The sequence below is a fragment of the Mesorhizobium sp. M9A.F.Ca.ET.002.03.1.2 genome (genome assembly GCF_003952365.1).
Classification (GTDB): Bacteria; Pseudomonadota; Alphaproteobacteria; order Rhizobiales; family Rhizobiaceae; genus Mesorhizobium.
On record NZ_CP034443.1, the window covers coordinates 5065707 to 5080951 of the forward strand.

Below are 15245 nucleotides of genomic sequence, written 5' to 3' on the forward strand. Positions count from 1 at the left end.
GGCCCTTTGCGGGGCCGTCTTCATGTTCGATGCCGGCTTGCTCAGGTCAGCGGCGAAAGCTGGATCTCGACGCGACGGTTCTGGGCGCGGCCGTCCGTCGACCCGTTGGAGGCGATCGGACGTGTTTCGCCGAAGCCGGTGACGGCGAAGCGGCGGGAATCGACGCCCTGCCCGGACAGATAGTTGGCGACCGCCAGCGCGCGGCGCTGGGACAGGTCGAAATTGTGTTCATCGCCACCGGTCGAATCGGTGTGGCCGAACACATCGACCGTGGTCTGCCGGAACTTGTTCAGCACAAGTGCGACCGAATTCAGCACCGGATAGAAGCCGGGCTTCACCGCGTCCTGGTCGACGTTGAAGGTGATGTCGGACGGCATGTTGAGGATGATCTGGTCGCCAGTGCGGGTGACGCTGACGCCGGTGCCCTGAAGCTGCCGGCGCAGTTCGGCCTCGTTCTGGTCCATATGGGCGCCGATCGCGCCGCCGGCGAGCGCGCCGACGCCTGCGCCGATCAGTGCATTACGGCGATCGTTGCCGCCAGCGAGCAGGCCGAGCCCCGCACCCGCCAGCGCGCCGAGGCCGGCGCCGGCCGCAGTGTTGGAAACCTTCTGCTCTCCGGTATACGGATCGGTGGTGGTGCAGGCGCTCACGAGTACAGCCGTCGCCACAACGACGAGCACAGTCTTTTTCATTCGGTAGTCCCTCTCCAAACCGCGGTCGCGCCGACGGCGCGCCATATCAGCCCTTCCGGCTCCTTGTACCATGAAATGCGGCGAAAAGCGGAACGGGAAAAGCGGCTGGATAGGGCTTTTCCCAGGTCAATTCCACGGCCGCCATATTGCGCGATTTGATCGGCTACCAGAGATTACCGGCTACCAGAGATTCTTGCCGTCGATGACGACAACCTCGACCTGGTCGAGGTCGAAATCGTCGAACAGGCGCGAATTCACGCTGATCTTCGGATTGCCGAAATCCGGCTTGCCGGTCGACCAGTCCGGCGTTTCGGTGAAGGTGCCGCAGCCACAGGTGGCGCAGAAACCGTGTTTGATCGTTTTCGACCCCCACCGGTAGAACGAGACATTCTTGAGCGGGCTGGTGAGCTTGAATTGCGAGGGGGTGTAATAAGCCCACAACGAGCCGCGCTTCGAGCAGAACGAGCAGGTGCATTGTGTCACGGTTTGCGGCGCTTGCGTGACCTCGAACGTCGTCGCCCTGCAGTGGCAGCTTGCCTTTATGGTCATGAACGACTTCCTTACGATTGCCCGCCCGCGCGGCAAGGCAACATAAAGAGACGCTTCTGACAACCGCCTGTCGGCAGACTCACTCGCCTGCGTCAGCTGCGTGGCGCGCTTCAATCTCTTTGATGCATGTCGCTATCCCAAACCGCTGCGCACCCTCGGGTCAGGCCCGAGGACATGCTTTTTTGGGCGGCATGCATCAAAACGACGACGGCGGCACGAACAGGCAGATGGTCTTTCCATCATTGGCGCCGGCGACCGAGCACCAGTGATATTCGCCATCGGGCGAATTCTTGATCCGTGTGTCGCTGTAGGTCACGACCTCGCCTGTCCCCTTGATGACATAGCCCTCGGGGCGCTCGCTGATCGACGTCTGCGAGATCGCGCGGCAATCATAGCCCGAGCAACAGGAGAACGGGTAACTCCAGCCTTGCGGTTTCGCCGCGGTTGGCGTGGCGTCATGTGCCAAAGCGGGCGCAGCAAATGTGATGGCGGCGGCAGTCAGAGCCACCACCGCGATGATCGAATTCAGGAGGCGGCGCGCCGTCTGGACGGCTGAGGCCGGTCGGGTTGTGAGAGCAAGCATGGGCGCAGTTCCTATCAACGAGTATCAAGCGTTTCGCTTGCCCGTTCCCGGAACGCATCTTCCCAGTGGCCGGATCGTCAGGTCGCAGATACGCCGCGTCCGGCCATAAATGCTTTTTCCCCCAGCCGTCGGATGCTGGGCTGATTCCTTGGTTGGCGCAAGAAATTGCTGTGCAAACCGGGCGCGCCGACATCTGCGGCAGGAACCAGCCTGCCGGGCCTGATGAGGCTGACCTCATCAACCCCGGCAGATGGGCTCGCGGATAACGAGATTCAGCTCGCGTGGTTCCGGGCCAGGCGCCCCGCAGGGCCTGCCACACCGACCCGGAGATAGAAATCGTTCTCGAAAATTCGATGAAAAACAAAGCTATAAAGCGGCTGCTCAATTAGCGTGAGAGCCTGTTACTCTAGCGTGATGTTCCTGCTGCTTTGGTGCGTAGGCGCTTCAGTCGATATCGGCCACCACTTCGCCGGCGCCGCCCTCGATGCGCTGCGACAGCGAGGCCTCCATGAAATCGTCGAGGTCGCCGTCCAGTACACTCGACGGGCTTGTGCTCTCGACGCCAGTGCGCAGATCCTTCACCAGCTGATAAGGCTGCAGAACGTAGGAGCGGATCTGGTGACCCCAGCCGATATCGCTCTTCGACGCTTCGGTGGCGTTCGCCGCCGCCTCGCGCTTCTTAAGCTCTTCCTCGTAGAGCCGCGAGCGCAGCATCTCCCATGCCTTCGCCTTGTTCTTGTGCTGGGAGCGTTCGGCCTGGCAGGCGACCGCGATGCCGGTGGCGAGATGGGTGATGCGGACCGCCGAATCGGTGGTGTTGACGTGCTGGCCGCCCGATCCGGACGAGCGATAGGTGTCGATGCGGACATCCGATTCCGAAACGTCGATCTCGATCGTATCGTCGATCACGGGGTAGACCCAGACGCTGGCGAAAGACGTGTGACGGCGCGCATTGCTGTCATAGGGCGAAATACGCACAAGACGGTGGACGCCGGATTCCGTCTTCAGCCAACCATAGGCGTTGTGGCCCTTGACCAGCAGCGTGGCCGACTTGATGCCGGCCTCTTCGCCGTCATGCACTTCCAGCACCTCGACCTTGAAGCGGCGGCGCTCGGCCCAACGCGTGTACATGCGCAGAAGCATCGAGGCCCAGTCCTGGCTTTCGGTGCCACCGGCGCCGGCATGGACTTCGAGATAGGTGTCGTTGGCGTCGGCCTCGCCCGAAAGCAGGGTCTCGATCTGGCGGGCCATTGCCTCGCCGCGCATCGAGCGGATGGCCGCTTCCGCCTCGGCGACGACGCTCTCGTCGCCTTCTTCCTCGCCAAGCTCGATCAGGCCGATATTGTCTTCCAGTGCCTGGGTTAGGCCTTTGACCGCGGCGATGCCTTCCTCGAGACCCTGGCGCTCGCGCATCAGCTTCTGCGCCTCCAGCGGCTCGTTCCAGAGGCTCGAATCCTCGGCACGCACATTCAGGTATTCAAGCCGCTTTATGGCCTGATCCCAGTCAAAGATGCCTCCTCAGCAGGGTTATCGCCTGCCTGATTTCGTCGACAATGTTCTGCGTTTCCGCGCGCATGGCTGGCTGTTCTGTCCCGTGCTGAAATGGTGCCCCATGACTGAAATTGCGCTTGGGGTTGGCGCGATACATAGGGACGGCACCGCCGCCTGTAAAGCGAAATGGGCCGGCTCGGAAGCCGGGCCGCAATACCCTATCCTATGTCAATACAACCCGCCGCCGCCAGACTGGATGGCTTGGTTGGCCTGTGGCGACAGCGCGCCCCCGGAGGCGTTGGAGCCGTCCGCGCCCATGCCGATCACCCAATAGCTGTCGGCGGGGCCGGTGCCCGGCTTGAAGGCTTCGATAAAGGCGCCGGCGTCGTCCGGGTTGGCCCGCATGCCGGTCTTGCGATTGATGGCAATCAGCTTCATGCCTTCGGGAACCTGGAAATCGACATTGGGCGTGCCGTCCAGCGCCACCCGCATGAAGTCCTTGAAGATCGGCGCGGCGAGGCCGCCGCCGGTCGCGCCTTTGCCAAGGCCTTTCGGCTGATCATAGCCCATATACAGGCCGACAACGAGATTGGGCGTGTAGCCGATGAACCAGGTATCCTTCTCGTCGTTTGTCGTTCCGGTCTTGCCGGCGATGTGGCGGCCGAGTTCGGCGACGGTGGCGCCGGTGCCGCGCTCGACGACGCCCTCCATCATCGAAGTGATCTGATAGGCGGTCATCGGATCGAGCACCTGCTCGGAATTGTCGACCAGTTCCGGCTCAGGCTGGTTTTGCCATTCAGCCGCGTTGCAATTTTCGCAGCCGCGTTCGTCCTGCTTGAACACCGTCTTGCCGTAGCGATCCTGGATGCGGTCGATCAGCGTCGGCCTGATCGACTTGCCGCCATTGGCCATGATCGAATAGGCCGACACCATGCGCATCACCGTCGTCTCGCCCGACCCCAGCGCCATCGGCAGATATGGCGCCAGACGATCATAGACGCCGAAGCGCTCGGCATATTCCGCAACCAGCTTCATGCCCATGTCGTTGGCAAGGCGCACCGTCATCAGATTGCGCGACCTCTCGATGCCGGACCGCAAGGTCGCCGGGCCTGCTGCCCTTCCGTCGTAGTTCTTCGGCGTCCAGGTGGTGTTACCGCTCTTGATGGTGATCGGGCCGTCCATGATCACCGAAGCCGGAGTATAGCCGTTGTCGAGAGCGGCCGCATAGACGATCGGCTTGAACGACGAACCCGGCTGCCGCATGGCCTGCGTGGCACGGTTGAATTCGGACTGCGCATAGGAGAACCCGCCGACCATGGCCAGAACGCGGCCAGTATGCGGATCCATGGCGATCATGCCGCCTCCCACCTCGGGAACCTGGCGCAGGACATAGGCCCCGTCAGTGCCTTCTTTCTTCTGTACGAAGATGACGTCGCCCGGCTTCAGCACCTCCGTCGGCGATTTGGCCTTGACCGTCTTGCCGTCGACCACATGACGCATGGCGAAGCTCATGTCCTCCCGGCTGACGGTGCCCTCGACACGATCCTTGACGAGTTCGCCCGAGATTTGCCGGGTCGGACGAAGGCCGATGGACAGGCCGCTCGCTGAGCTGTCGAGAACGACGGCGAGCGACCATTCGGGCATGTCGTCCAGTCCCTTGACGTCGCTCAATGGCACGCCCCAGTCGCCGGATACGTCGATGGTCGTCACCGGCCCGCGATAGCCGCGCAGCGTGTCGAACTTCATCAGGCCGTTCTGCATGGCTTTGCGGGCGATGAGCTGCATATTGGGATCAAGCGTCGTACGGACGGACAGGCCGCCCTCGTAGAGCGCATTCTCGCCGTAACGCGCGCTGATCTGGCGTCGCACTTCCTCGGTGAAGTATTCGCCGGCGAACAGATAGGTGCCGGAGCGGCGCGGCTTGACGCCGAGCGGCTCGGCCTTGGCCGTAACGCCTTCTTCATGCGTGACGTAGCCGTTGTCGACCATCTGATCGATGACCCAGTTGCGGCGTTCGATGGCGCGGTCGGTATGTTTGAAGGGATGATAATTGGAGGGGCCCTTCGGCAAAGCCGCCAGATAGGCGGCCTCCGACACGGTGAGCTCGTTCACCGCCTTGTCGAAATAGGTGAGTGCCGCGCCGGCGACGCCATAGGCACCAAGCCCGAAGAAAATCTCGTTAAGGTAGAGCTCGAGAATGCGATCCTTCGAATAGGCCTGCTCGATGCGGAAGGAGAGGATCATCTCCTTGATCTTGCGCTCGTAGGTCTGGTCCGAGGACAACAGGAAGTTCTTCGCCACCTGCTGGGTGATCGTAGAGGCACCGACCTGGCGCTTGCCCGAGCCCAAATTCTGCAGATTGACCATAATTGCACGGCCAAGGCCGGTCATATCGATACCGGGGTGATTGTAGAAATTCTTGTCCTCGGCAGACAGGAAGGCCGCCTTGACACGATCCGGCACCGCCTGGATCGGCAAATACAGGCGCCGCTCGCGCGCATATTCGGCCATCAGCGCGCCGTCGGACGCATGAATGCGGGTCGTCACCGGCGGCTCATACTTGGCCAGGACCTCGTAGTCGGGCAGATCCTTCGACAAGTGGCCGACATAGATCGCCACACCCGCCGCGACCAAAAGGGCCAGCGCGGTGCCGACGCCGAAGAAATAGCCAATGAGACGAATCATGCCCGCTCCAGTCCTTGGTTCGGGAATCTCCTAAAGGAAGCCGCCTTTCGCGCAAGCTTTCGAGACGATCGGAAAATCGCCCATGTCCGCCACCATGTGGGCAAAATACGGCCAGCGTGGGATTTCGGCTTCGAATGGCGGAAATAAAAGTACAAGGTGTTGTCGCCGTGCCAAGTCCTGGCTCGGGATCTCCAACGCCCATGTCGCCACCATGTGGGCAAAATACGGCAGCGTGGGATTTCGGCTTCGAATGGCGGAAATAAAAGTACAAGGTGTTGTCGCCGTGCAACCCCTGCCTGTGGTCGTGGGCAACGGCGGGCATCTCAGCCTCCTGCTCCTGCTCCGGCCCTGGCTGAGACGAACAGGGCGATGGCATCCGTTATACTCTGGGCCGCCTTGCCGCGCCAATCGGCGCTGAGCAGTTGCGCCTCGTCCTTGGCGTTCGACAGATAACCGAGTTCGACCAGCACTGATGGGACATCCGGCGCCTTCAACACCTTGAAGCTGGCCGAACGCTGCGGATTGTTGATGAGGCCGACGCTGGTGGAGAGCTTGCCGACCAAAGTGTGGGCGAAACTCATCGAGAAACTGTGCGTCTCGCGGCGGATCAGGTCGATCAGGATGTCGGTCACTTCCTTGTTGTCGTCCTTGATTTCCATGCCGGCGAATTGGTCGGAAAGGTTTTCACGGTCGGCCAGCGCCTGCGCTTCGGGGTCGGAAGCCTTGTCTGAGACCGTATAGACGGTTGCGCCACGGACGCCCTTGAGCCTGATCGTGTCGGCGTGGATCGAAATGAGCAGATCGGCCTCGTGCTGGCGGGCAATGCGCACGCGGTCGTCGAGCCGCAGGAATTGGTCCGTCTCGCGCGTCATGAACACGTCGTATTTGCCGGCTCCGGCAAGCCTGTCGCGCAGTTCCTTGGCGAAGGCGAGCGTAACGTCCTTCTCGACCGTGCCGTTCAGGCCCTCGGCGCCGCCGTCGATGCCGCCATGGCCTGGATCGATGACGACGGTGAAGCGATGGCCTGGATTGGAGATCGGCCCGGTACCGACCCTGCCACCCTTGTCGGAGGAGACCGTCGAGCCGGTGGTCAGCGCCTGATTGGCTAGGGCGGCGTCGAATTCCCGCGCGGATGCCGCCGAGATGTCGATGGCGATGCGATAGCCGCTGCCGTCATCATTCTTGAGCACGTCGAGCCTGTCGACGGCAAACGGGCCCTTGCCGGTCAGGATCAGCCGCGATACCCCCTCGCCGAGGTCGCCGTAGCGCACGCCCCTGACCAGGCCGCGCGCCTTCACATCCTTGGCATTGATGGCGAATTTGGTGCTTGGCAGGTCAACCACCAGACGGTGGGGGCCGCGCAGCAGGAACCATCTGACGTCGGGCTCGCGGTTGAAATTCATGACGATGCGCATCTTGGTGGCGTCGCCCGCCATTTTGTAAGCCGTCGCGGCGAGCGGCGCTTCGGCAGCAAAGGAAACCGGCGGAATGGTCAGGCAAGCGGCAATCAGGAAAAGCAGACAAGCAGCGCGAAAGTTGGCAGCGCGAAAGTTGGCAGCGCGGAAGTTGGCAGCGTGGAAGAAAGCACCTCCGGCACGACCACCCTTGTCTGTGAAGGCTGCCAGTCCCATTCTATTCCAGTCGCTCCGGGTTTGGCGCCATGCGCCCAGTCTTGTTTGTCGGAGTGTCGGCGTCTTGCCGAAGTGGCCGCGAACTCGATTAACGATTGGTATCCAGAGAAGGTTAACCAAGCCTTTTCACGCAAGGGTTAAAGCTGTGCTGCCGTTGCGGAACTGCTTTTTGCCGGCATCGGAATCGGGGTTGCCTTCCAACCCGCCAAATCATAAAAGCGATGGTGGATCACTGCAATCCTGGAACCGTCCTTCTCCGCAGCCTCCTGCTACAGGTCAGATGAACGACGGATCCTTTCGCCTCAGGCGAAAAAGGTATCAGGTGATCGCGACGATTTTCGCAGGTGCGAGCCCGTGGCGGGGGAATCGCCTGCGTGAGGAAACGGCCGGGATTGTCCCGCGCCGGCTCTGTACGAGCAAACAAGCTGGTCCGGTTTTCCCGGGCTTTGGTTCAAAAGGTTCTGCTGGTTACGATGGCTTCAAGCGCAATCATGGAAAGGTCCGCAGCAAACCGCGCCATTATGGCTGCGGGCGGCACCGTCATGACGCTCAGGCAGCGGCCGGCGGACGTTCAGATGTCCGGCACCCATGTTCATCCGCAGCGGCGGGCCTTGCCCCGCAAGCTGCGACCGATGACGGCTGCCGGAGGGAAACGAAATAATGCCCAACAAGATGCTGATAGACGCCTCCCACCCGGAGGAGACACGTGTTGTCGTCGTTCGCGGTAACCGTATTGAAGAATTCGACTTTGAATCCCAGGACAAGAAGCAGCTCAAAGGAAATATCTACCTCGCCCGCGTAACCCGCGTCGAACCCTCCCTTCAGGCAGCCTTTGTCGAATATGGCGGCAACCGTCACGGTTTTCTCGCCTTCAGTGAAATTCACCCCGACTACTACCAGATTCCGGTCGCCGACCGTCAGGCGCTGCTGCGCGCGGAAGCGCAGGAAGCTGAAGACGAGGACGGCGAGGACGGCGAAGGCGACGACCGCCAGAGTCGCGATCGCGGGCGGCGCGGACGCCGGCGCGGCGGTAAGAGCCGCGATCGAGGCGAGCACAAGCGCGATGCAGGTGCGGTCGACTCTGCCGAATCCGATGAGGGCGGCGAACACAACGAGAACGGCGAGGACGCGATCACGGAGAGCGTCGATGCCGTTTCCGAAACTGTGGACATGGCGGCCGAGACTTCGGAACGTCGCGAGGATGTCGCCAGCCACGAGGATGTTGCCAGTAACGATGAGACCGGTGACGGCGAGACTGATAACGGTGAGGCTGGGCCTTCCGAAGGCGGACCCAATTCGATCGCCACCAGCATCGATGCGGATGTGATTTCCGAAGCGGTGCCGCAGGCGGAGCAGGCCGGCGACGCTACGTCCACCGACAATGATCGCGGCATGCTGGAAGAGGTGCAGTCCTCGCATTCCGACGACCATGAGGTCGAATCGGTCGGCGCCGAGGATGCGCTGGAAGAAGCGCGCAACCGCCGCAAGCCGATGCGCCGCCAATACAAGATCCAGGAAGTGATCAAGCGCCGGCAGATCCTTCTGGTGCAGGTCGTGAAGGAAGAGCGCGGCAACAAGGGCGCGGCGCTCACCACCTACCTGTCGCTTGCCGGCCGCTATTCGGTGCTGATGCCCAACACGGCGCGCGGCGGCGGCATTTCGCGCAAGATCACCAACGCACAGGACCGCAAGCGGCTGAAGGAGGTCGTCGCCGATCTCGAAGTGCCGCAGGGCATGGGCGTCATCCTGCGCACGGCCGGCGAGAGCCGCACCAAGGCCGAGATCAAGCGCGACTACGAATACCTGATGCGGCTTTGGGAAAACGTCCGCAATCTGACGCTGGAATCCACGGCCCCTGCCCTGGTCTACGAGGAAGGCAGCCTGATCAAGCGCTCGGTGCGCGACCTCTACAACAAGGACATCGACGAGATCCTGGTCTCCGGCGAAGAGGGCTACCGCGAGGCCAAGGACTTCATGCGCATGCTGATGCCGAGCCACGCCAAGGTCGTGCAGCCGTTCCGCGACACGACGCCGATCTTCGTGCGCAATGGCATCGAGGCGCAGCTCGACCGCATGCTGCAGCCGCAGGTGACGCTGAAGAGCGGCGGCTACATCATCATCAACCAGACCGAAGCGCTGGTCGCCATCGACGTCAATTCGGGCCGCTCCACCAAGGAGCACTCGATTGAAGACACGGCGCTCCACACCAATCTGGAAGCGGCCGAGGAAGTCGCACGGCAGCTGAGGCTGCGCGATCTCGCCGGCCTGATCGTCATCGACTTCATCGACATGGAGGAAAACCGCAACAACCGCTCGGTCGAGAAGCGGCTGAAGGATCACCTCAAGAACGATCGCGCCCGCATCCAGGTCGGCCGCATCTCGCATTTCGGCCTGATGGAGATGTCGCGCCAGCGCATCCGCGCCAGCGTGCTGGAATCGACGATGAAGCCTTGCCCGCATTGCGGCGGCACCGGCCATGTGCGCTCCGATTCGTCTGTCGCGCTGATGGTGGTGCGGGCGATCGAGGAATTCCTGCTCAAGGATTCGCGCAGTCACATCACGGTGCGGACGCCGGCGGCGACCGCGCTCTATGTGCTCAACCACAAGCGTGGCACGCTGGTGGAGCTCGAAAGCCGCTTCGGCCTGACCGTCACCGTCGAAGCCGACGACACGGTCGGCGCCCAGCATTATGCGATCTTCCGCGGCGCGCTGGCGGAAAAGCCGGAAGGCTTTGTCGAGACACGGATGATACGCATGTCGGCGGAAGAGCCCGAAGGGAACGCCGAGGAGGGAAGACGAAGCCGCTGCAGAAACGGAGCAGCCGCGCCCCGGCCAGCAGCCGCAGCAACAGCCGAGATCCGGCGAGGAAGGCGAAGGCCGCGACCGCAAGCGCCGCAAGCGCCGCAGACGGCGTGGCGGCAAGGATCGCGACCGCGAACACGGCACCCCTGTGGAAGGTGCTTATGTCTCGGCGGCAGCGGATGGCGTTGCCGAAGCTGTGACTGAGCAAGACACTGGAGCAGACCACGAGGCGCAGGTCGGCGTCACTGAGGCGGTGGAAGCTTCGGATGACGGTCAGGGCAAGAAGCGCCGGCGCGGCAAGCGCGGCGGCAAGCGCAATCGCCGTGAAGACGGCGACGGCGTGGTCGATGCCGGCACTGCCGAGTCGGCCGACGCTTCCGAGTCGGCCGACGCTTCCGAGAGCGAAGTCCTGGAGGGTGTAGCCGTCTCCAGCGAGCCGGAGGTGGCAGCAACGCCGGTCGAAGAGCCTGTGGCCCTTGCTCCGGCCAATGACGACACGCCGAGCGTCGAGAAGCCGAAGAAGCCGCGTCGCGCCACCAAGCCGAAGAAGGCTGCGGCGGAAATCGTCGCCGAGGCGCCGGTTGCCGAGCCGGAAGCCTCTGCGGAGCCTCTCGCGGCTGTTTCGGAGGAAACAGCCGCGGCCGCCGTCGAAAAAACGCCGAAGGTCCGCCCGTCGCGACGCAAGCCTGTACCGGTAGATGCTCCGGTTGTGCCGATCGTGTCCTCGACTGTTGCCGACGAGGCAAAGACCGAGGAGAAGCCGAAGCGTGCCGGCTGGTGGCAGAAGAAAGGTTTCTTCTAATATTTTTAGTGGTTTAACCTGATCTCATAATCAAAAGAATCCCGCGCTGTCCAAAGGCGGCGCGGGATTTTCTTGCCTAATTTAGTCATGATCGCCTCCTTTTCAGAGGGAGAGCCACGGCCGCACACAAGCTGACTCATCGCCATCCATGGGGGTCGGCCGTGGTTAGTCCGTCTGCTGAGGTGCGAAGGTGGGGGTGCGCGGTTCCTCGATTTCCGGAGTGTGCCAGGCAACGCCCGGATCGAAGAATGCGGAATACGGACTCCAACGGACGTTGGGCGCCGCTTCGACGAACGCGGCAAACATAGATGAGATAAGGAAGACATCAACCGCGATCGAACCGAGCTTGATGCGGAGCCGGTGCTGGACTAGACCGCGTTCCGCAAGCATACTGCCGCCCGAATGCAGGGGACGAAAAGGAGGGCTTTTATGATTGTCGTTATGAAACAACCGGCTGGGAGAGCCGGATAGCGGCGCAATGACGCCTTCAGGCCGACCCTTCTGACGGGCGGCCCCTTCTTTCTCTCGGACCAGCCGAATCCCTGACGCCTCTGCCGCGCGCGGAGAGGTTTTTCTTGGTGTGTCCCTCTTCGGCGACACAAACTGGTACGAGACAATGACATCACAGATATCCGAACTGGCCGATTTCGGCTGGAATTCCTTTTTCACCTCCCAACTCGACTTCGACCCTTCCGTCCCTGCCCTGCCCGTGCGGGTGATGGCGGTCCATCGCGACCGCATGCATGTGGCCGGGCCGGCCATCGACACGCTGATCCCGCCATTCGTGGAAACGCCGGACGACGAGGAATCCACCGCCACGGTCGGCGACTGGCTGCTGCTCGACGTCGGAACACTCAGGCCGAGACGCCTCCTGTGGCGGCGCAGCCTGTTCAAGCGGCGCGCCGCCGGAACCGGGCGAAAGCTCCAGCTCATCGCCGCCAATGTCGATACGCTGTTCATCGTGTCGTCCTGCAACCAGGATTTCAGCCCGGCGCGGCTGGAACGCTATCTGGCGCTGGCGAGAGAGGCGGAAGTGACGCCGGTGATCGTGCTGACCAAGGCCGACCAGGCCGGCAATCCGCAGGATTTCGTCCGCCCGGCGGCAAGGCTCCTGCCGGGGCTGCTGGTCGAATTGGTGGATGCACGGGATCCGGAAAGCGTAGCCTGCCTGTTGCCCTGGTGCGCACGCGGCCAGACGGTCGCGCTGGTCGGCTCGTCCGGCGTCGGCAAATCGACGCTGGTGAACACCCTGACGGGCGACGGCCGCATCGCCACGCAGGGCATCCGCGAAGACGACAACAAGGGACGGCACACGACGACCAGCCGTGCCCTGCACCGGCTTCCGGCCGGTGGTTGGCTGCTGGATACACCGGGAATGCGCGAACTTCAGCTCACCGACCTGAAGTCGGGGCTCGACGACGTGTTCGCCGACGTTGTCGCCGTTGCGCAAGGCTGCCGCTTCAGCGACTGCCGGCACCAGGCGGAGCCCGGCTGCGCGATACAGGCGGCGATCGCAACGGGAGAGCTTGAAGCGGACCGCGTCAAGCGGTGGCGAAAACTCGCCGCGGAAGAGGCCTATAACAGCGAAAGCCTTGCCGATCGGCGCGCCCGCAGCAAAGCTTTCGGCAAAATGACCAGGAACGCCATGAACGACAAACGTGCGCGCCGCAGGGAGTGACGGGCGGCGCGTTCCATTCTCCCGCGCAGCCATTCGTCAGCTCTGCGGCAATTTCGGCTAATTGGAATCACAGGCTCTACGGCGCGAAGACCGACCAGTTCATCATCTTCGCCAGTCTTTCCAGCGCGATCGACCCCAGCCTGGAATTGCCGTTGGCGTTGAGGCCGGGCGACCATACGGCAAGTGAGGCCACGCCCGGCACGATCCCCAAAATGCCGCCGCCGACGCCACTCTTGCCCGGAATGCCGACGCGAAAGGCGAAATCGCCGGAGCCGTCATAGTGACCGCAGGTCAGCATCATCGCGCCAATGCGGCGCGCGCGCTCGGCCGACACCACGGAATGGCCGGTCGCCGGGTTCTTGCCGCCATTGGCGAGGAAGCGGCCGGCCAAGGCCAGTTGCCGGCAGCTCATGGCGATGGCGCAATGGTGGAAATAGACGCCCAGCGCCAGGTCCGGCGCATGGTTGAGATTGCCGAAGGATTTCATGTAGTTGGCAAGCGCCAGATTGCGAAAGCCGGTGGCGCGTTCCGAAGCCGCGACCTCGCGGTCGATTATGATGGTCTCGTCGTCGGCCAGGAACTGGATGAAGCGCAGTATCTCGCCGATCGCCTCGCGCGGCTGGTGGCCGGCGAGCAGGATGTCGGAAATGACGATGGCGCCGGCATTGATGAACGGATTGCGCGGAATGCCGTTCTCGTGCTCGAGTTGGACGATCGAGTTGAACGGGTTGCCCGAAGGCTCGCGCCCGACACGCTGCCACAGCGCATCGCCGACATTGCCGAGCGCCAATGTCAGCGTGAACACCTTCGAAATGCTCTGGATCGAAAACGGCTCATCGGCGTCGCCCGCCACCAGCACGCGACCGTCATTTGTCACGGCGGCAATGCCGAACTTCTTCGGATCGACCTTACCGAGTTGGGGAATGTAGGTCGCGACGTCGCCGCGATCCGTGCGCTCCGCCATTTCGGCGGCAATTTCTGTCAAAGCCTGTTCGAGTCCCGGCATTCGCGTCCCGTTACTTGAGCCAGCGTTCGATGCGCACCATCGCCTCGACCATCTCATCGTGGCTGCCGGCATAGGAAAAGCGCATGGTCCGATGGCCTTGAAGCGGATCGAAGTCGCGGCCGGGCGTCGCCGCCACATGCGCCTCGGCCAGCATCCTGCGCGCGAAGGCCATGCTGTCGTTGGTGTGCCTGGTGACATCGCAGAAGGCATAGAAGGCCCCGTCCATCGGGGCCGCCAGCGCAAAGCCGAGTTCGGGCAGGCGTTTCATCAAAAGCTCGCGGTTCCAGGCATAGCGCGCTTTCACCGCCTCCAATTCCCCGGTCGCCTTGAACGCCTCGATCGCGGCGATCTGGGACAGTTCCGGCGGTGAGATGTAGAGGCTCTGGGCGATGCGCTCGACCGGCCGCACCAATTGTTCCGGCAGCACCATCCAGCCGATGCGCCAACCGGTCATGCAGTAATATTTCGAAAAGGAATTGATCACCGTCACATCCGGGCCGCAGGCAAGCGCCGTGGTGTCCGGCGCGGCGTAAGCCAGCCGGTGATAGATCTCGTCGGAGATCACGGCGATGCCGAGCTCCTCGGCCGTCGTCACCAGCGCCGACAGCTCGTCGGCGGGGATCACCGCACCCGTCGGATTGGCCGGGCTGGCGAACAGCACGCCCTTCAGCTTCTTGTCGCGATGAGCGGCCTTCAGGTGTTCGGCGTGGAGATAGGCATCGCCGTCGAGTTCGATCTCGACGATCTCGATGCCGAGCGCGGCCATGATGTTGCGATAGGCCGGATAACCGGGTGCGGCGATGGCGACGCGGTCGCCCGGATCGAACATCGCCAGAAACGCCAGGTTGAAGGCGGCCGAGGATCCGGTGGTCACGGCGATCCGGCTGGGCGGGACATCGAGCCCGTAGTGGTCCGCATAGTGCTCGGCGATCGCCTTGCGCAGGCTGGCCAGACCCAGCGCATCGGTATAGCCGATGCGACCCATCTTCAATGCGTTCGCCGCCGCTTGCCTGACCCCGGCCGGCGCCGGGTCGGACGGCTGGCCAACGGCCATGGAAACGACCGGCACGCCCTTGGCCTTCAGCCGATTCGCTTCAGCCAGAATGTCCATGGCGTGGAACGGCTCGACTTCACCGCGACGCGAAAGCGATACAACCATTTGACCTCATTTCTTGTCGGCCCTTGGGTCGGCCCCCGGGTCGGCCCCTGGGTCGGCCTTGCCGACTGCCAGCGCCTAAGCTTTGGCGCCCGCGCCGCACAAATGCCCGATTGATGTGAGGATCACAAGTTCAGTAAAGTTTCAGTGCTGACTTTTCATCCTTCGCC

10 protein-coding genes and 1 pseudogene are annotated in these 15245 nt (G+C 62.8%); 2 read left to right on the forward strand and 9 right to left on the reverse strand.

The genetic code is table 11. The annotated features are described in order from the left end of the window. Nucleotides 1-41: 41 nt before the first annotated feature. From EJ066_RS24565 to EJ066_RS24590, 6 genes are all read right to left on the reverse strand, one after another. Nucleotides 42-692: an OmpA family protein gene (locus tag EJ066_RS24565; RefSeq protein WP_126042523.1), complete on the reverse strand. Its 651-nt coding sequence runs from the start codon at nucleotides 690-692 to the stop codon at nucleotides 42-44. Nucleotides 693-872: 180 nt separating this feature from the next. Next, entirely contained in the window at nucleotides 873-1241 is a 369-nt protein-coding gene (locus tag EJ066_RS24570) for a GFA family protein (protein ID WP_126042525.1), read from the reverse strand. A 196-nt stretch (nucleotides 1242-1437) separates the two neighbouring features. After that, complete coding sequence (locus EJ066_RS24575) at nucleotides 1438-1824, reverse strand: hypothetical protein (RefSeq protein WP_126042527.1); 387 nt, start codon at nucleotides 1822-1824, stop codon at nucleotides 1438-1440. 444 nt (nucleotides 1825-2268) lie between these two features. Then, a protein-coding gene (gene prfB / locus EJ066_RS24580; RefSeq protein ID WP_126042529.1) for a peptide chain release factor 2 occupies nucleotides 2269-3400 on the reverse strand; the annotation gives its coding sequence in 2 pieces (ribosomal slippage) (nucleotides 2269-3333 and nucleotides 3335-3400; 1131 coding nt in all). 143 nt (nucleotides 3401-3543) lie between these two features. Next, nucleotides 3544-6000 (reverse strand): penicillin-binding protein 1A, encoded by a 2457-nt coding sequence (locus tag EJ066_RS24585; RefSeq protein WP_126042531.1) that lies wholly within the window; start codon nucleotides 5998-6000, stop codon nucleotides 3544-3546. Nucleotides 6001-6323: 323 nt separating this feature from the next. After that, entirely contained in the window at nucleotides 6324-7631 is a 1308-nt protein-coding gene (locus EJ066_RS24590; protein ID WP_126042533.1) for an N-acetylmuramoyl-L-alanine amidase, read from the reverse strand. A gap of 660 nt (nucleotides 7632-8291) precedes the next feature. Between EJ066_RS24590 and EJ066_RS24595 the strand changes: the two are divergent. Further along, a pseudogene (locus EJ066_RS24595) lies at nucleotides 8292-11235 on the forward strand (Rne/Rng family ribonuclease). 165 nt (nucleotides 11236-11400) lie between these two features. On the opposite strand, the gene EJ066_RS24600 reads toward EJ066_RS24595, so the two are convergent. After that, nucleotides 11401-11904 carry a hypothetical protein gene (locus tag EJ066_RS24600; protein WP_126042535.1) on the reverse strand — a complete coding sequence of 168 codons (504 nt, stop codon included), beginning with the start codon at nucleotides 11902-11904 and terminating at the stop codon, nucleotides 11401-11403. Here EJ066_RS24600 and rsgA point away from each other — a divergent pair. Next, nucleotides 11852-12913, forward strand: a complete 1062-nt coding sequence (rsgA, locus tag EJ066_RS24605; RefSeq protein WP_126042537.1) for a ribosome small subunit-dependent GTPase A — start codon at nucleotides 11852-11854, stop codon at nucleotides 12911-12913. The two genes, EJ066_RS24600 and rsgA, sit on opposite strands and share 53 nt — an antisense overlap. A 76-nt stretch (nucleotides 12914-12989) precedes the next feature. On the opposite strand, the gene EJ066_RS24610 is transcribed toward rsgA, so the two are convergent. Next, nucleotides 12990-13919 (reverse strand): glutaminase, encoded by a 930-nt coding sequence (locus EJ066_RS24610; RefSeq protein ID WP_126042539.1) that lies wholly within the window; start codon nucleotides 13917-13919, stop codon nucleotides 12990-12992. Nucleotides 13920-13929: 10 nt separating this feature from the next. Then, the gene (locus EJ066_RS24615) at nucleotides 13930-15078 is read right to left on the reverse strand and encodes an aminotransferase class I/II-fold pyridoxal phosphate-dependent enzyme (protein ID WP_126042541.1); all 1149 of its coding nucleotides are present in this window, start codon (nucleotides 15076-15078) and stop codon (nucleotides 13930-13932) included. Nucleotides 15079-15245: the final 167 nt, after the last annotated feature.

Bases quoted from the DNA above. Each gene is read 5' to 3' on its own strand.
- EJ066_RS24565 (WP_126042523.1), bottom strand. From the start codon at position 692: ATGAAAAAGACTGTGCTCGTCGTTGTGGCGACGGCTGTACTCGTGAGC.
- EJ066_RS24575 (WP_126042527.1), bottom strand. From the start codon at position 1,824: ATGCTTGCTCTCACAACCCGACCGGCCTCAGCCGTCCAGACGGCGCGC.
- rsgA (WP_126042537.1), top strand. From the start codon at position 11,852: ATGACATCACAGATATCCGAACTGGCCGATTTCGGCTGGAATTCCTTT.
- EJ066_RS24585 (WP_126042531.1), bottom strand. From the start codon at position 6,000: ATGATTCGTCTCATTGGCTATTTCTTCGGCGTCGGCACCGCGCTGGCC.
- EJ066_RS24610 (WP_126042539.1), bottom strand. From the start codon at position 13,919: ATGCCGGGACTCGAACAGGCTTTGACAGAAATTGCCGCCGAAATGGCG.
- EJ066_RS24590 (WP_126042533.1), bottom strand. From the start codon at position 7,631: ATGGGACTGGCAGCCTTCACAGACAAGGGTGGTCGTGCCGGAGGTGCT.
- EJ066_RS24615 (WP_126042541.1), bottom strand. From the start codon at position 15,078: ATGGTTGTATCGCTTTCGCGTCGCGGTGAAGTCGAGCCGTTCCACGCC.
- EJ066_RS24570 (WP_126042525.1), bottom strand. From the start codon at position 1,241: ATGACCATAAAGGCAAGCTGCCACTGCAGGGCGACGACGTTCGAGGTC.